This window comes from Chryseobacterium sediminis, assembly GCF_008386505.1.
Taxonomy (GTDB): domain Bacteria; phylum Bacteroidota; class Bacteroidia; order Flavobacteriales; family Weeksellaceae; genus Chryseobacterium; species Chryseobacterium sediminis.
Map to the genome: position 1 here is coordinate 142,329 of NZ_VUNZ01000004.1, position 15,719 is coordinate 158,047.

Below are 15,719 nucleotides of genomic sequence, written 5' to 3' on the forward strand. Positions count from 1 at the left end.
GGATTTGCAATTGATCCTTCATAAAGAAGTATCCCATAACAACACAAGGACTGTAAGAAAAAATCTACAGCCCTTGCTTGTTTAGGTGATTAATGTATTGGCAATAAAATCAGGCACTAAAGCATAGTGCGACAATTTCATGCTGATGGAAGCTCTTCCGCTTGTGAGCGTTCTCAGATCAGAAATATATCCGAAAGTTGAAGCCAACGGAACTTCCGCCGCAAAAATCTTTCTTCCTGATCTTTCATCAATAGAAGTGATGATTCCTCTTCTTCTGTTGATATCGGCAGTGACAGCTCCCGTATATTCTTCGATACTTTGAATCTCAATCTGCATGATAGGTTCCATAAGCTTAGGACTACAACTTTTAGCTGCGGCTTTGAATCCTTCTCTTGCAGCAATTTCAAAATCAAGTGCCGCGGAATCCTGAGCGTGGAAAGAACCGTCCAGAAGAGTGACCTTCATATTTTCCAGAGGATACCCTTTTAAAGGTCCGTGTTCCATAGCTTCTCTGAATCCTTTTTCAACAGAAGGAATAAATTCAGTAGGAATAACTCCTCCTTTGATCATATTAACAAACTCCAATCTGTGTTCGTGGTCATTTCCTGGCCCAATTTCAAAAGTGATATCAGCGAACTGACCGCTTCCTCCATTTTGTTTGGAAATCTTTTCTCTGTGAACTTTGGTTTCCGTTAAGACCTCACGATAAGAAACTTTGGGTTTCCCCTGATTAACTTCAATACCATGATTCAGACGGATTTTTTCCAGTGTAACCTCGAGATGAAGCTCTCCCAATCCACTCAATAAAGTTTCCCCGGTCTGCGGATCTCTTTCAACGACTAAAGAAGGATCTTCTTCCTGAATTTTTGCCAGTACCAAACCGAAAGATTTCTCATCACCATTGGTTTTCGGCTCGATAGCTACTCTTATAACAGGAGTTGGAACTGTAATCGCTTCCAGTAATATTGGCTTCTCTGGAGAAGATAAAGAATCTCCGGTTTTGGCATCTTTTATTCCTGTTAAAGCAACAATATCTCCAGCTTTAGCTTCGTCCATAGATAACGTTTTGTCCGACTGCATTTTTAAAATCCTGGAAATTCTGAAACTTTCACCTGTTCTTACATTCAGTATGGTATCTCCGGATTGTATTACGCCGGAATATACACGAAGCATAGCCAGTCTTCCCATATGTTTATCAATCACAACTTTGAAAACAAGCCCTGAAAAAGAAGCAGTTTCATTTCTTGGCAATGTTACCGTTTCTTCCGTATGTGGATTTCTTCCCTGCAGGTCAGGAAGTTGATCAGGAGCCGGAAGATAAGTTACAACAGCATCAAGAAGAGGCTGAATGCCTTTATTTTTAAAAGCAGAACCACAAAGAACAGGCACGGCTGATCCGGATCTGCAGACTCTTCGTATAGTTTCTGAGATTATTTCAACAGTGACTTTTTGTTCATTATCCATATAGATATCAAAGAAAGGTTCATCGTATTCTGCAAGGGTTTCCAGTAACATCGTTCTGTACTCGGATGCTTCAGCAATAGAGTTATCGGGGACTTCTTTTTCCACAATGGTTTCTCCGTTTTCATCGGTCCAGTATAATGCTTTCATTTTAACAAGATCGATTACTCCTTCAAAATGGTTTTCAGCGCCAATCGGAATCTGAAGGGCAAGAGGAACAGCATTCAGTTTGGTTCTTATCTCATGAAGAACGGCGAAGAAATCGGCTCCAATTCTGTCCATTTTATTGATAAAACAGATTTTGGATGTTCCGTGTTTTTCAGCTTGAAACCAAACGTTTTCAGTCTGCGGCTGAACTCCTGATGAAGCACAGAAAACGGCGACAACACTATCCAGAACTCTTAGAGAACGTTCTACTTCCACAGCAAAATCAATGTGTCCCGGAGTATCAATAATGTTGATGTTATAAACTTTATCGTCCTTTTTCCATTGGGTAGAAACTGCAGCGGATGAAATGGTAATTCCCCTGTTTCTCTCCTGAATATCCTTATCCATAGTGGTATTTCCGTCATCTACATTACCAATTTTATGAATAAGCCCGGTGTAATACAGAAGCCTTTCCGATAACGTTGTTTTTCCTGCATCTACGTGTGCTATGATCCCTATATTTCGTGTGTTGTATTTCATTTTGTTTAATTTAAATTGTTGATTTTTAGATCTGTGTTGAGAAAATATTCTGAAAAATATGAGCACAAAATACACTCCGGACTTATGAAGCCGGCAAAACATTTTTGTATTTTGTATCAAAGGGAAATTTTCAGAGATCTTAACAAACAACAGAAGTTCTTTGAATTGTTAAAGTCTGAAAATAGGGCAGCAAAAAAGACCTATCTGAATAGACAGGTCTTCAATATATTTTTTAGTATAAAAGATCTATAGAACTATTCAGATAAATATTCAGTGCTGCCAAAGAACACAGCTCTGACAGGATTGCTTAACGTTATAATATTTATCATTTTTGTTGACATTGTTGATTTTTAATCGGTTGCGAAATTATAATTTTTTTTTGATTTTCAAAGAATTTTTGAAAATATTTTTTTTGAGCGGATGTTAAACACTTCGTAAATCACCTTCTGCGCAACTGTCAAATTCCAGGAATTTCATAAAAATATCTTAAAACAGATAACGAACGTAATGCTTTTATGATAAAAATTTTATCTTTGGGAAGAATAGTATCGTGAACACTTTTTGATGATTAGAAAATTTTAAATCTTTTTCAAGAAGCTAAATAAAAACTTTTAACTTAAAACAATTGAAAACAGAGATCGACATTCATAACCACTATCATTTTTCCTTTGACCTGTGGCTTACTTTAATCAAATCTCATCCTGAATTTAAAACAAAAAGAGTTGAGCTGTTCTCCTCATTTTTCAACGTAAATAAACCGATAGAAGAAGTTGAGAAAACCGTAAAATATTACGATGATCTTTGTAATAACATTAATGAAGTAACCGGAGGGAATATAGACACTTTTGAGATTTATCTGATGATTCTTGGTGCTTTGGATGTAGATGTAAAACTGTTGAATAAGGAAAAACTTAATGAGTTTTATGCAAAAAGTGAAGATTTATTTCTGGAATATAAACCAGTTGTGATTTTTGAGAATATTCATGAATTTTTTGAGGATATCAAAAACCAGGGAAAGACCATCAATATTCTGAGTAATACAGGATTCATCAAGGGAACAACAATGAGAAAATTTCTGATTCACGAAAACTTGGATCAGTACATAGATTTTCATATTTACTCTGATGAAATCAACTGTTCCAAACCGAACCCGCTTATTTTTCAGGAGGTGAAAAATAAGATTAAAGATCAGGATTTGCCAATGCATCAGATTCTTCATATCGGGGATAACCCGTTTGCTGATTATGAGGGGGCAAAAAATTTCGGTTTCAATGCACATTTACTTAAACACTAAAAATAAACATGAATAAAAGATATAGCTTACACCACATTCATTCTGCGGATGAGTTTACTTTCTCACCTGCGGAATACAGCTATTTCAAGTATGGCGATAAGTCGTATGCTGAAAAATTTGCAAGAGAATTATTCGACGGATTTATTTCCGAAAACGAATCGCTTTTAGATACTGATAAAGAAATTGTAGTGCTACCAAGTCCATACATGGCAATTCCTACCGCTTCTAATTTTTTATGCTTTTACTTTAAGAAACATCTGGATTTTTATCTGTTTCAAAAAGGAAAAAAGTCAAGTATTTTATCTAAAATAAATCGTAATCATACCTATATCACAGATTATGGGAATCTGAATTTTGAAGACCGTAAAAATCTAATCGCAAATGATACTTATTATATCGATAAGGATTTTTTGAGAGGAAAACTTTGTATTTTTATAGACGATATAAAAATCACGGGAAGTCATGAATATACAGTGAACAGAATTCTGGACGAATACAGCGTGGAGGCTGACTTTATGTTCATGTATTATGCTGAGCTGATGAATTTTGACCTTGATCCTAAAATTGAAAACTTTTTCAATTACTATGCGGTAAAAAATGTAAAACATGTTGCAGAAGTGATGAATAAAGAGAGTTTCCAGTTCAATACAAGGATTGTAAAATATATTTTAGGCCTGGATTCAAGTAATTTTGATTATCTTACGTCTAAAGTAAAAAAGGAACAGATGGACCTGCTTTTGGAGCTGGCTATCAGTAACAATTATCATTTAATAAAAGAATACGAAAATAACATCAATACTTTAACACAAACGGAATTATATTATGGCTATTAACTTACAAAAAGGACAAAGAGAAAACATTAACGCACCTAAATTTACTGTAGGTTTAGGATGGGATATCAATAATACTTCTACAGGAACAGGATTTGACCTTGATGCTTCTTTGTTTTTGCTTGGTGACGACAAAAAATTAGTTTCAGATAATCACTTTATTTTTTATAACAACCTTGAGTCTCCGGACAAATCTGTAATCCACACAGGAGATAACCTTACAGGAGAAGGAGCTGGTGATGATGAACAGATCAAAATTGATCTTACAAAAATTGACGATGCGATCAAAGAAATTACTGTAGTAGTAACGATTCACGAAGCAGATTCAAGAAAACAAAATTTTGGACAGGTAAGAAATTCTTTCATCAGAATTTTCAATACAGATACGAATGAAGAGATCTTAAAATATGAACTGGATGAAGATTTCTCAATCGAAACTGCTGTAGAATTCGGAAGAATCTACAACAGAAACGGAGAATGGAAATTTGAGGCTGTAGGGGCAGGACAGAGAGACGGCCTTGAGAAGTTTGTATCAATTTATCAGAAGTAATCATGGACAATCAGGAAAATCAACCCATAGATCCATTAGGATCAATAGAACCTCTTAAAACCTTTGAACCTACACCAATGGTTCCTCCAACTCCGGCTCAGCCTGTTCAAAATGCAGCGCCGGCAGTTCTTGTGGATAGAGAAGGAAATGTAAATCTGACACAATTGCAGTCAGAAGACCGTCAGAAATATGAAGTTCTGGCGAACTCTATTGATGAAGCGAACCCGGGTTCCATTGTAAATTTCGGAGCGGAGCTTCAGAAAACATTAACCAATCAGAGTGACAGCTTCTTAGGAAACGTAAGAAGATCCAATTCAGGAGAAGTAGGAGGGCTTATCAATGATCTTTTGGTAGAGCTTAACTATGTGGATGTAGAAGAACTTAACGGAAATAAAGTGAAAAGTTTCCTGAGCAAATTACCATTCATGAAAAAGGTAATGACTCAGGTAGAAAACTTGTTTGCAAAATACGATAAGATCATCAACAATATTGAACAGATCTCTTATAAAGTAAATGCAGGAATCATTACTTCTACAAAAGATAACGCTGTTCTTCAGACTATCTTTGAAAGCAATGTGAATTCTATCAAGCAGATTGAAGATCTCGTGATTGCAGGAAATATCAGAATGGAAAGAGCTGCTGTAGAGCTTGCTCAGATGGAAACTGCTCCTCAGAATTTTCAGGATTATCAGATTGCTGACAAAAGAGATTTTATCGCGAGGCTAGACAGAAGAATGGCTGATCTTAAAGTGGTTCGTGTAATTATGATGCAGTCGCTTCCACAGATCAGACTGGTACAGAATAACAACGTTTCCATTGCTGAAAAAGCGCAGACGATTCTTACTACGACACTTCCTGTTTGGAAAAACCAGCTTTCATTGGCTGTGGCGATGTACAGACAGCAGCAGAATATTGAAATTCAGCAGAAAGTATCTTCTACTACAGAAGAGATCTTAAGAAAGAATGCAGAGCGTCTTGGCCAGAACTCAATAAATGTTGCAAGAGCTAATGAGCAGACCATCGTGTCAGTAGAAACATTGAAAGAAACAACATCAATGCTTATTAATACATTGAATGAAGTGAAACAAATCCAGAAACAGGGAGCAGATAACAGAAGAAAACTGGATCAGGATCTTCAGACATTGGAGCATGAGCTTAAAGCGAATGTCAGAGGTTAATTTATAGAATACTAAGGTGGGGGATGATGCAGCAACCATATTGTCGCAAAGCAAAAGAAGATTAACAAAGCTTAAGCTTCTCGCTAATTTTTTTGAACATATTGATATCATATCAATATACATCAAAACAGATATTATCCACAATCTGTTTCAGGAAAATACGGCTTTAGATTACAATAAACTGGAACTTTTCCACCTGCAGTATACGGACAGTCTCATAGAACTTCTGACTAAAATTAAAAGACAGAAAGAAAATGATATGCTGGCTTTTATCAACGAAATTAACATCAATAATAAATATATTTCAGGTTTTGAGGAAAGACGGGTAGACAGCTTTCAGACGGACAGGAAAATGTACAGTGGTGTATTTTCCCAACATTTGAAAACTCTGTATAAAGACCTTACAGAAGATAGTTTTACAGCCAATTGGGATAATGTACTGTATTTTCATAAAAAATATGCTCAGGAATTTTATAGGACAGAAGTAGATGAAACACTACTGAAATCTGATTCTTTTCCGGCTTATCAGTATAAAGATTATTCTATTGAAAGAAAGCTGTTGGGAAGGCTCAATATACAAGGATTTAAAGTCCGGTTTGTATGTGGATACCTTATCGGAACGCGTGATTATGAACTTTTCAAAATCTTTCAGTCTGATGATTATTTTATTTTCAGTGTAGACGAAAAAAAAATGTATCTTTTTGACAAAGAATTGGATAAGCTGGATATCTCTGAAAATCAGTCTAACCAAAGTTCCATTATTGATCAGCTGAGAAGTAAAAATGAACAGCTGGAAAACAGTATGAACGAAAGAAAACGTGCTTTACCGGCTGAAGTAGAAGGAGTTTTGAAAGATTATATCAAAAACCTGGAAAATATGGATATTATGAGCAAAATATTTGATTTTGACGAAGAAACAAATATTCTGCGGGCAATGCTTAATTTGAATCTGAATAATAACTAAAACGAAATTTGTAAAGCAAAAAGGTTCACTTTTTTGCATAAAAGTAAATAACAACTAAACATAAAAAGATGGCTATCAACTTACAAAAAGGTCAGAGAATCAACCTTAAAAAAGAAAATGGAGCTGAACTTTCACAGGCTTGTGTAGGAATCAACTGGGGAGCAATTGAAAAAAAAGGATTTTTTGGAACTAAAAAAGAAGCAGTAGACTTAGACGGAAGCTGTATTTTATATGATTCAAACAAAAACGTTACGGAAGTAATTTATTTCGGAAATCTTAAATCCAGAAACGGATCCGTAAGACACAGCGGAGACGATCTTACCGGTGACGTAAACGGAGATGACGGATTGGATAATGAGGTGATTACTGTCGATTTCAGCCAGCTGGAGCCTAATGTAGAGCATGTAGCAATGGTACTGAATAGCTACAGAGGACAGGATTTCGGAACAATTCCTTTTGCTTCTATCCGTATTTATGAAGGCACACCTACCAATGTAAGAGAAGTTTTTGCAAAATATGATATTGCAAATGATGCTTCTTTCAGCGGACATGTTGCCATGGTAATGGGCGTTTTCTATAAAAGAAACGGAGAATGGAAATTCAACGCTATCGGAGACCCTACTGCAGACAAAAAACTGGAGCAGACGGTTCAGACGGTTCAGATGAATTACCTATAATCAATTGTAAATCAAAAGATAAATAAAATAGCAATATTTGTACTCTGTGCATCTATTGCTTTTATCATATAATAACATAACTCAAGTGGAACATCAAAGTATTTTAGAACTGCACCCAGGTCTGGTGTGGGGATTTGCAATAACAGTCGTTATTATGCTGCTCCTGGACTTAGGGGTATTTAACAAAAAAAGTCACGAAGTATCTTCCAAAGAAGCTACCATATGGTCTATCGTATGGATCTCATTGTCAATGGTCTTTTCGGGAGTGGTGTATTGGGTATTCAATACCGATGGAAGCCCTGAAAGCCATGCTTTGGCAATAGAGAAATTTACACAGTATCAGGCTGCCTATTGGATTGAAAAAGCCCTGTCTGTGGATAATTTATTTGTTTTTATCCTGGTTTTCGGATTCTTTAAAGTTCCGAAATATCTTCATCATAAGGTTCTTTTCTGGGGAATCATTGGTGCATTGATCTTCAGGGCTATATTCATCTTTGCAGGAGTAGGATTGATTAATCTGACTTATCTTCCTGAAATGAATATCTTCGGAGAAGCAGTAAAAATCAATGTTGTAATGACATTATTCGGGTTGTTCCTTGTTTATGCGGGAATCAAATCATGGGGTGATGGTGGCGATGATGACGATGAAGATTATAGCAATACAGCAGGTGCAAAGCTTATCAAAAGTTTCTGGAAGGTTTCTGATAATTATGATGGAGATAAATTCTTCACCATTCAGAACGGAATCAAAATGGCAACTCCTCTTTTAGTAGTGGTAGGGGTTATTGAATTTACGGACGTTCTTTTCGCTGTAGACTCTATTCCGGCTATTTTTGCGATTTCAAATGACCCGTTCATCCTTTATACATCGAATATCTTTGCTATTTTAGGATTAAGATCATTATACTTCCTGTTAGCGAACTTTATCCATATGTTCAGCAAACTTCCATACGGATTGGCCATTATCCTTTCCTTCATTGGAGTTAAAATGCTTATTGCACCATGGATTCATATTCCGTCTCCGGTTTCATTAGGAATTGTAGGAGGAGTATTAGTGATCTCTGTTCTTTTATCTATCATTTTTCCTGAAAAAGAAGAAGAGAAGAAAGAAGAATTGGAAGAAAAATAAAATAGTATTTAAATTTTAAATATATCAAAGCCTCCGGATTATAATTCTGGAGGCTTTTTTGTTGATGAAGTTTTGTTGGAAAACGCAAAGTCGCAAAGAGTATAATCATAATTCCTGCTTTTAAGGCGTAAGAAAATCAAAGATTTTCAGCAAGGATAATTACTTATATTAATTATTCACATTATTCAAAACCATATTATTAGCGGTATTAAATTTTATCTTCGATAAAATCCTTGCGTCTTAATACATTCTTATAAAAACTTTAGCTCCTTTGCGTTTCCAACAAAGCAAAAAAATATTTAAAAAACAAAACAGACAGACTGGTCTGTATGTTGTTTTTTTTCATACATTTGTTTCAGAAAAGAAAAGCATATGAAATCTCCAAGAGAAAGAATAATAGAAACGACCTTTCAATTGTTTGCCAGACAAGGGTACAATTCTACAGGAATCAACCAGATCATTTCCGAGGCAGAAGTAGCCAAAGCAAGCTTTTATCAATATTTTAAATCCAAAGAAGACCTATGTGTGGAATTTCTCAACGTAAGACATGAATACTGGTTCAGTGAACTCAATAACTTTTTAGCAAAGGAAAAAGATTCAAAATCTAAAATCACTAAAGCTTTCGATTTTCTGGTATATATGAATGGTAAAGAAAATTTCAGAGGATGTAGTTTCCTGAATATTTTATCAGAAATACCGATGGATAATGTTAAAATTCTGAGTGTCATTCAATCCCATAAAGCTGATCTCAGAAACTTTTTTTTAGAATTACTGAATAATGATTCCCTTTCCGATCATGTCTATATGCTTTTTGAGAGCAGTATTATTGAAAGCCAGCTTTTCAAATCCAATGAATTAATTGAAAAATCAAAAAAAATAGTCACCAATTTAATACAATAAGTTATGGAACAAAAACATCCGCTTCCGCCTTTCACCCTTGAAACGGCACTGGAAAAAATTCAATTGGCAGAAGATGCCTGGAACAGTCAGGATCCCGAAAAAGTTTCCAAAGCATATACCATCGACAGCGAATGGAGAAACAGGGATACATTTGTAAATGGAAGAGAAAATATTATAGTATTTCTGCAGAAAAAATGGGAAAAAGAACTCCATTATAAGCTTAAGAAAGAATATTGGGCCCACACAGACAATCGTATTGCCGTTCGTTTTGAATATGAATATCAAACAAAAGACGGAAACTGGTTCAGGGCGTATGGAAACGAAAACTGGGAGTTTGATGAAAACGGTCTGATGGCGAAAAGATATGCAAGTATCAATGATTTGGAAATCAGAGAAGAAGAACGAAAATTTTAACAATGAGGACTGTTGTAATAACAGTCTTTTTTATGCATAAAATTCATTTTCTTGTTTTATATTTGTTGAAAATTATTCGATACTTTAAACTAATAACCATCTGAATTATATACTCATCTGAAGATAATTCGGATAAAAAACTTAAATACAAATGAGAAAAAATCGATCAATCGAAAAAGTATTCTTACTTTTTTTGCTTACGCCGTTTCTGGCTTATTCCCAATGTTGGAAAGAAATATCTACAGGAAGATGGAACTCTGTAGGAGTTAAAAATGACGGAACCCTCTGGACTTGGGGGAATAATTGGTATGGACAGTTAGGAGATGGAACTACTGATTATAAAACAAGCCCCGTTCAGATTGGAAATGCCAACTGGAAAAGTATCATAACAACTCCGGCAGAAGACTATGTCCTGGCTATAAAATCTGATGATTCACTCTGGGGATGGGGAAGTAATTTTCATGGATTGATGGGAGGCGCTATCAATGAGAATAAAACGAGTCCTGTAGAGATAGGGAGTGCTGCTAATATAAAAAATATGTCTCCTGGGGAACATATATTAACAGTAAGAACAGACGGAACGCTATGGGCCAGAGGAGATAATACTTTTGGACAATTAGGAGATGGAACAATAACAGACCAAAACTTTAATTATATTCAAATAGGAACCGGAACCAATTGGAAAGCCGTTGGAGTAGGAGTATTTCACTCTATTGCTCTGAAAGCAGATGGAACACTCTGGGCTTGGGGCTATAATAGTACAGGACAATTGGGAGATGGTACGAATGTCTATAAAACGAGCCCGGTTCAGATAGGAACAGATACCAATTGGAAAAGCATATCCGCTGGACCTAATTATAACTTGGCATTAAAAACGGATGGTACACTTTGGGCATGGGGATACAATGTCAATGGGAAAGTAGGTGATGGAACTACCATAGATAAATTTGTTCCTACTCAAATAGGTACTTCTTCAGATTGGAAGAGTATTGCAGCTGGAGTTAATCATTCTTTGGCAATAAAAAATAACGGAACACTTTGGGCCTGGGGAGACAATAGCACAGGACAATTAGGGGATGGTACTTATCTTAATAAATTGGTTCCCACTCAAATTGGTGTACAAACCAATTGGAAAACTGCAGCAGGAGGATATAATCATACACTAGCCTTAAAAACAGATGGTTCACTTTGGAGCTGGGGTAATAATGGATCAGGTCAGCTTGGAGATGGTACCATTGTTGAAAAAATCATACCTACAGCTATTTCATGTCCTACAAGTTTAACTTTGCAGGTAAACGACAATGTTATAAAAAATGAAGGGATTGTACTGTATCCAAATCCTGCAAACACTTCATTTATGATTAAAAATCTTTCAGGAATTAAAATGGTAAAAGTATATAATGAAGAAGGAAGATTGATCGGTTCTTATACAAATATCAATGTTATTAACATACAATCCTTACAGCAAGGCATTTATTGGGTTAAAATAGAAGATTTGAAAGGGAATACAGTCATAAAAAAATTGATAAAGACCGAAGAAAAATAATAAAAAAAGGGGCTGTATTTATATTGCCCCTTTACTATTTATTGTAAGCTTTTAATCTAACTGTTTTTCCCATGCAGCAGCTTATTAATCTTTCTCCTCGTCTGTACAGACACTTTATAAGCTTCATCACGGAGTTTCTGTATTTTTCCTACAGGTTGAAAAAAGATCTTACTTTCAAAAGGATTGAATGATAGCAGCTCATTTGTACAATTGCGTGAATCCAGCAAGGAATCTTTGTTGATTCTGACTTCACCAATTTTAATATAAGGAGAGTCTTTCCACTCCACATTCAGTTTGTTGACCGGCTGGTCCTTTAAATCATAGCAAATCTGTATCATAACATCTGCCGTGAAATTATGAGTTTGAAGGTAGTTTGTCAAAGAATCTTTGACCTTCTGCTTCCTGCCTGTATTTTTATCAACAGATTTTGGACTTAGCTTTATTTTAATGATTTGATCTCCCAAGCGGTAAGCACCTACAGAATAATAATCAAAGGACAGAATAAAATCATTTCTTTTACCTATCAGCTGGATCATATTACGAAACATATCACCCGTCAATGCAGAAGGAATTACTTTAATTATCTGAATAAGCATAGGAAAGAGACTTCTCCACTTTTTAATGTAAAATTTATTGATAGCGGTAAAGAGTTTCAGAAAAGTAGACACAGAATTAATGGGAAACAAAGGAAAATTCACCAATGGATAGTTGGCAAGCAATCCACCGTTCTCATCCTTGATCTGTACAGCAAACCCATAAGCAGGAATATCTTTTTTTGAATTTTGAATTTTCAGCTGAGCATTGGAAAACCGGATGGTCAGATCAAATTTTTCCTTATCAAAATAGGGCTGCAGTGATTCCGGAATGTCAGGTTCAGTCCAGAAAGTTCCCTTTGCTACCGCATACGTTTTAGCATGGGCATTTCTTGTCGCATAATTGACGTCACTGATGGAAGAGGATTGTTCAACAAAATCCGCAATTGTTTTTTTATTGATTTCCAGAAGTTTTTTTTCCTCCTCATTCAGTTCATCAAACTTCTTATTATATTTTAATGGATTTGGCATTTAGTTTTTAAAATCCAATTATAACGCCAAGTTTCGGAATCTGTGTTAAATAAGTATTACAATTATTTGAATTTTGTTGAAAAGGAGCTTAGAAATAAAGAAATGTAAGACAATATGATTATTGTTTTTTAATTAATAATATATTTAACTTATTGATTATTAGTATTAATTTGTTTTAAATAAGAATAAATTAAAACGTTTTGTTGGAAATAGGAATGGCCTGGATTTTTAAACTTCCAGCCCCGGGCTTCCATCTTCCAACCTTAAAAAGCCTTATCTTTGTAAAAAATTTATAATATGGGAGTAGCAGATATGTTATTTAAACGTAAAAAAGAATTAGCAGAAAAGAACCTGAAAGATGGTAAAGAATATATGGAAGAGTATGGTAAGAGAGAAAGCGTTGTGCAGTTACCAAGCGGCTTACAATACGAAATCATTACCGAAGGAGATGGTGCGAAACCAGGACCTAAGTCTACTGTAAAATGCCATTATCACGGTACCACTATTTCCGGTAAAGTATTTGACAGCTCAGTAAAAAGAGGTACACCTGCATCTTTCCCTCTAAACAGAGTAATTTCAGGTTGGACAGAAGCGCTTCAGCTGATGCCGGTTGGAAGTAAGTGGAGATTGATCATTCCACCGCACTTAGCATATGGAGATCAGGAGATCAGCAAAGAAATCGGGCCAAACAGTACGCTTGTTTTTGAAGTTGAATTGCTGGATATTAAATAATCCTTCTTAAAAATAGATTAAAAATTTACCTGATTTCAGGTAAATTTTTTTATTTGTACTATATTCGTATTGTAAATTGTAAAGCAAAGGTGACAGAAAAAGATTTGTTTTATAATACTCTGGTAACACAAAAATATGACTGAATGAAAAAACTCTTCTACCTTCTTGCTGCGGTGAGCTTACTGGTATCCTGTGTTTCCAAAAAGAACCAGGCAATCCAGCAGAATATTCTTACCCTTAAGGACAGCTACTGTAAAGCACCCTTTAAGTATAATTACAATAATAAACTTCCGTCTTATAATTCGGATTCTATTTTAACGGCGAATAAAGAACTCAACGGAATGTTTACCGATCAGAGTATTTTAATTTTAAATGCTTTGGGTAATCTTGATGATGTTCACAAAATCATCGAGCTTAAAAAAGATTCTTCCCTCACCTCACAGGTAAAAATATTGCAGCTTAAAACCAAAATCAACAGCAGAATTACCATTGCCTTAACAGAACTGGATGCCGTAGCTGCAGAATTTGACTGTGAAGGAGAGCGAGTGGCTCAGATTGGAAGTTATGTGGATAATCTGAATGCCTCCAGAAATAATAAACTGATTTTATATTCTATCATTGCCGGAGCAGCCTCATCCATTGCGGGAGGAATTGTGAAAAGTGACGGCTGGGATAATGCAATTGGTATTGGAGGGGGGATTATAGGAGCAGGGTTTGGGTTGGCAACTCTTAATCCTAAAGGAAAAAAAGTAGAATTTATCCATCAGAGAAATCTTTTGAGGGATATCTGGAAAGAAAAGCTGGAGTCTCCAAACTTCCCACCTTTCATCTGGTATATGTATACCGAGAAAAAATTTTCCAACAAAGAAGAATTTTCCATCATAGGAAATATGAAACAGAGATGGCTTCATTATCAGTTTGATGATGTAAAAGAAGCTGCAGATAAGTCTGTGATCTTCAGCGACGGAGGATTTTACAGAGCAGATGATCTTAATAACCGTGCTGCCATGCTCAATCAGATGCAGTCAGCAACCCGTACCATTAATCAGAATATTAATTATCTGCTGCTTGATCTGGATAAATTAATCCTTTAAGAAAAATTTAACTGTAATAAATTTTGTTACAGTTAAAAAATGTTTATCTTTGCAGAGTAATTACAATGAACAATACAAGATTTGCTACGGCAATACATATTATGACCTTATTGGCGAAGAGCCCTCAGGAGTGGCTTACTTCCGAGTGGATTGCCGGTAGTATCAATGTAAATCCGGTGATTATCCGAAAGGAAATCAGCGTATTAAGAGAAGCAGGTATGATTATTAGCAGACAGGGAAAAGAAGGAGGAAGTCAGCTTGGAAAAAATGCTGAATTGATCACCATTTCGGAGATCTATAAAGCAGTAAAAAATACAGAAGTATTAGGTAAAAAAAACCAAAATCCCAATCCGGCGTGTAGTGTTGGAAAGGAAATTAACGTTCATTTAAATACATTATTTGAAGAAACAGATCAATTGGTAGTAAAGTTTTTAGGAGACAAGTCACTACAGGAATTCACAGACCAGTTTGAATAAAGATTTTTTAGCCTTAAATGTAACAAAATTTATTACAATTTAATTAAAAATAAAACATTATGAAAAAAGTAGCAGTAATTGGTGCAACAGGATTTGTAGGGGCACACGTCGTAACAGAATTAGCAGATAGAGGATATGCTGTAGAAGCATTGGTAAGAGATGCATCCAAAGTAAAATCACAGGAGAATGTAACAGCAAAAAGCGTTGATGTAAACAATGTAGATGAATTGGCTGAAGCATTAAAAGGAAGTGATGCGGTAATCAGTACCTTCAATGCAGGATGGACGAATCCTAATCTTTACAACGATTTTTTGAATGGCTCTGAGAATATTCAAAAAGCAGTAGAACAGTCAGGCGTAAAAAGACTTATCGTAGTAGGTGGAGCAGGAAGCCTTTATACTCCGGACAATGTACAGATTGTAGACACCCCTGATTTCCCTGAAGCTTACAAGCCAGGAGCAACAGCAGCCAGAGACTATTTAAACAAGATTAAGGAAAACAACACTTTGGATTGGACATTCTTCAGCCCTGCAGTAGAAATGAACCAGGCTAATGTAGGAGAAAGAACAGGAAAATACAGAACATCATTAGAAACTCCCGTATTTGATGAAAACGGAAGAAGCCGTCTGTCTGTAGAAGATGTAGCCGTAGTTTTGGTAGATGAGCTGGAACAGAATAACCATATCAGAGAACGTTTTACAGCAGCATATTAATACAAAAGAA

Annotated in this window: 16 protein-coding genes; 14 read left to right on the top strand and 2 right to left on the bottom strand. The window is 35.5% G+C overall.

All coding sequences use genetic code 11. The features are described from left to right. Window positions 1–81: 81 nt before the first annotated feature. On the bottom strand, window positions 82–2,148 hold the full coding sequence (gene fusA / locus FW780_RS18745) for an elongation factor G (RefSeq protein ID WP_241676944.1): 2,067 nt from the start codon (window positions 2,146–2,148) through the stop codon (window positions 82–84). Window positions 2,149–2,773: 625 nt separating this feature from the next. Here fusA and FW780_RS18750 point away from each other — a divergent pair. The 10 genes from FW780_RS18750 to FW780_RS18795 all read left to right on the top strand — a co-directional run bounded on the left by FW780_RS18750 (window position 2,774) and on the right by FW780_RS18795 (window position 11,630). Further along, entirely contained in the window at window positions 2,774–3,442 is a 669-nt protein-coding gene (locus FW780_RS18750) for an HAD family hydrolase (protein WP_149835165.1), read from the top strand. A gap of 8 nt (window positions 3,443–3,450) precedes the next feature. Next, complete coding sequence (locus FW780_RS18755) at window positions 3,451–4,275, top strand: phosphoribosyltransferase family protein (protein ID WP_149835166.1); 825 nt, start codon at window positions 3,451–3,453, stop codon at window positions 4,273–4,275. Next, window positions 4,265–4,822 carry a TerD family protein gene (locus FW780_RS18760; RefSeq protein WP_047377805.1) on the top strand — a complete coding sequence of 186 codons (558 nt, stop codon included), beginning with the start codon at window positions 4,265–4,267 and terminating at the stop codon, window positions 4,820–4,822. The genes FW780_RS18755 and FW780_RS18760 overlap by 11 nt, the downstream gene beginning before the upstream one ends. A gap of 2 nt (window positions 4,823–4,824) precedes the next feature. Next, on the top strand, window positions 4,825–6,000 hold the full coding sequence (locus FW780_RS18765) for a toxic anion resistance protein (protein ID WP_174774477.1): 1,176 nt from the start codon (window positions 4,825–4,827) through the stop codon (window positions 5,998–6,000). A gap of 16 nt (window positions 6,001–6,016) precedes the next feature. Further along, the gene (locus FW780_RS18770) at window positions 6,017–6,964 is read left to right on the top strand and encodes a hypothetical protein (protein WP_149835167.1); all 948 of its coding nucleotides are present in this window, start codon (window positions 6,017–6,019) and stop codon (window positions 6,962–6,964) included. Window positions 6,965–7,032: 68 nt separating this feature from the next. Then, entirely contained in the window at window positions 7,033–7,641 is a 609-nt protein-coding gene (locus FW780_RS18775) for a TerD family protein (protein ID WP_149835168.1), read from the top strand. Window positions 7,642–7,726: 85 nt separating this feature from the next. Then, the gene (locus FW780_RS18780; RefSeq protein WP_149835169.1) at window positions 7,727–8,770 is read left to right on the top strand and encodes a TerC/Alx family metal homeostasis membrane protein; all 1,044 of its coding nucleotides are present in this window, start codon (window positions 7,727–7,729) and stop codon (window positions 8,768–8,770) included. Between the two features lie 372 nt (window positions 8,771–9,142). Next, on the top strand, window positions 9,143–9,670 hold the full coding sequence (locus FW780_RS18785) for a TetR/AcrR family transcriptional regulator (RefSeq protein ID WP_149835170.1): 528 nt from the start codon (window positions 9,143–9,145) through the stop codon (window positions 9,668–9,670). 3 nt (window positions 9,671–9,673) lie between these two features. Further along, window positions 9,674–10,084, top strand: coding sequence for a nuclear transport factor 2 family protein (locus FW780_RS18790; RefSeq protein ID WP_149835171.1), 411 nt, complete (start codon window positions 9,674–9,676; stop codon window positions 10,082–10,084). Window positions 10,085–10,235: 151 nt separating this feature from the next. Beyond that, complete coding sequence (locus FW780_RS18795; RefSeq protein WP_149835172.1) at window positions 10,236–11,630, top strand: RCC1 domain-containing protein; 1,395 nt, start codon at window positions 10,236–10,238, stop codon at window positions 11,628–11,630. A 56-nt stretch (window positions 11,631–11,686) separates the two neighbouring features. On the opposite strand, the gene FW780_RS18800 is transcribed toward FW780_RS18795, so the two are convergent. Beyond that, on the bottom strand, window positions 11,687–12,694 hold the full coding sequence (locus FW780_RS18800; RefSeq protein ID WP_149835173.1) for a catalase family protein: 1,008 nt from the start codon (window positions 12,692–12,694) through the stop codon (window positions 11,687–11,689). Window positions 12,695–12,991: 297 nt separating this feature from the next. Between FW780_RS18800 and FW780_RS18805 the strand changes: the two genes are divergently transcribed. The 4 genes from FW780_RS18805 to FW780_RS18820 all read left to right on the top strand — a co-directional run bounded on the left by FW780_RS18805 (window position 12,992) and on the right by FW780_RS18820 (window position 15,709). Beyond that, entirely contained in the window at window positions 12,992–13,426 is a 435-nt protein-coding gene (locus FW780_RS18805; RefSeq protein ID WP_051934256.1) for an FKBP-type peptidyl-prolyl cis-trans isomerase, read from the top strand. A 143-nt stretch (window positions 13,427–13,569) separates the two neighbouring features. Next, window positions 13,570–14,520 carry a hypothetical protein gene (locus FW780_RS18810; RefSeq protein WP_149835174.1) on the top strand — a complete coding sequence of 317 codons (951 nt, stop codon included), beginning with the start codon at window positions 13,570–13,572 and terminating at the stop codon, window positions 14,518–14,520. Window positions 14,521–14,585: 65 nt separating this feature from the next. After that, a complete protein-coding gene (locus FW780_RS18815; RefSeq protein WP_149835175.1) occupies window positions 14,586–14,996 on the top strand; it encodes an Rrf2 family transcriptional regulator in 411 nt (136 codons plus the stop codon). Window positions 14,997–15,055: 59 nt separating this feature from the next. Continuing rightward, the gene (locus FW780_RS18820) at window positions 15,056–15,709 is read left to right on the top strand and encodes an NAD(P)-dependent oxidoreductase (RefSeq protein WP_149835176.1); all 654 of its coding nucleotides are present in this window, start codon (window positions 15,056–15,058) and stop codon (window positions 15,707–15,709) included. Window positions 15,710–15,719: the final 10 nt, after the last annotated feature.

Coding starts and splice junctions, on each gene's coding strand:
- fusA (WP_241676944.1), bottom strand. CDS start 2,148: ATGAAATACAACACACGAAATATAGGGATCATAGCACACGTAGATGCA.
- FW780_RS18755 (WP_149835166.1), top strand. CDS start 3,451: ATGAATAAAAGATATAGCTTACACCACATTCATTCTGCGGATGAGTTT.
- FW780_RS18760 (WP_047377805.1), top strand. CDS start 4,265: ATGGCTATTAACTTACAAAAAGGACAAAGAGAAAACATTAACGCACCT.
- FW780_RS18765 (WP_174774477.1), top strand. CDS start 4,825: ATGGACAATCAGGAAAATCAACCCATAGATCCATTAGGATCAATAGAA.
- FW780_RS18775 (WP_149835168.1), top strand. CDS start 7,033: ATGGCTATCAACTTACAAAAAGGTCAGAGAATCAACCTTAAAAAAGAA.
- FW780_RS18785 (WP_149835170.1), top strand. CDS start 9,143: ATGAAATCTCCAAGAGAAAGAATAATAGAAACGACCTTTCAATTGTTT.
- FW780_RS18790 (WP_149835171.1), top strand. CDS start 9,674: ATGGAACAAAAACATCCGCTTCCGCCTTTCACCCTTGAAACGGCACTG.
- FW780_RS18795 (WP_149835172.1), top strand. CDS start 10,236: ATGAGAAAAAATCGATCAATCGAAAAAGTATTCTTACTTTTTTTGCTT.
- FW780_RS18800 (WP_149835173.1), bottom strand. CDS start 12,694: ATGCCAAATCCATTAAAATATAATAAGAAGTTTGATGAACTGAATGAG.
- FW780_RS18805 (WP_051934256.1), top strand. CDS start 12,992: ATGGGAGTAGCAGATATGTTATTTAAACGTAAAAAAGAATTAGCAGAA.
- FW780_RS18810 (WP_149835174.1), top strand. CDS start 13,570: ATGAAAAAACTCTTCTACCTTCTTGCTGCGGTGAGCTTACTGGTATCC.
- FW780_RS18815 (WP_149835175.1), top strand. CDS start 14,586: ATGAACAATACAAGATTTGCTACGGCAATACATATTATGACCTTATTG.
- FW780_RS18820 (WP_149835176.1), top strand. CDS start 15,056: ATGAAAAAAGTAGCAGTAATTGGTGCAACAGGATTTGTAGGGGCACAC.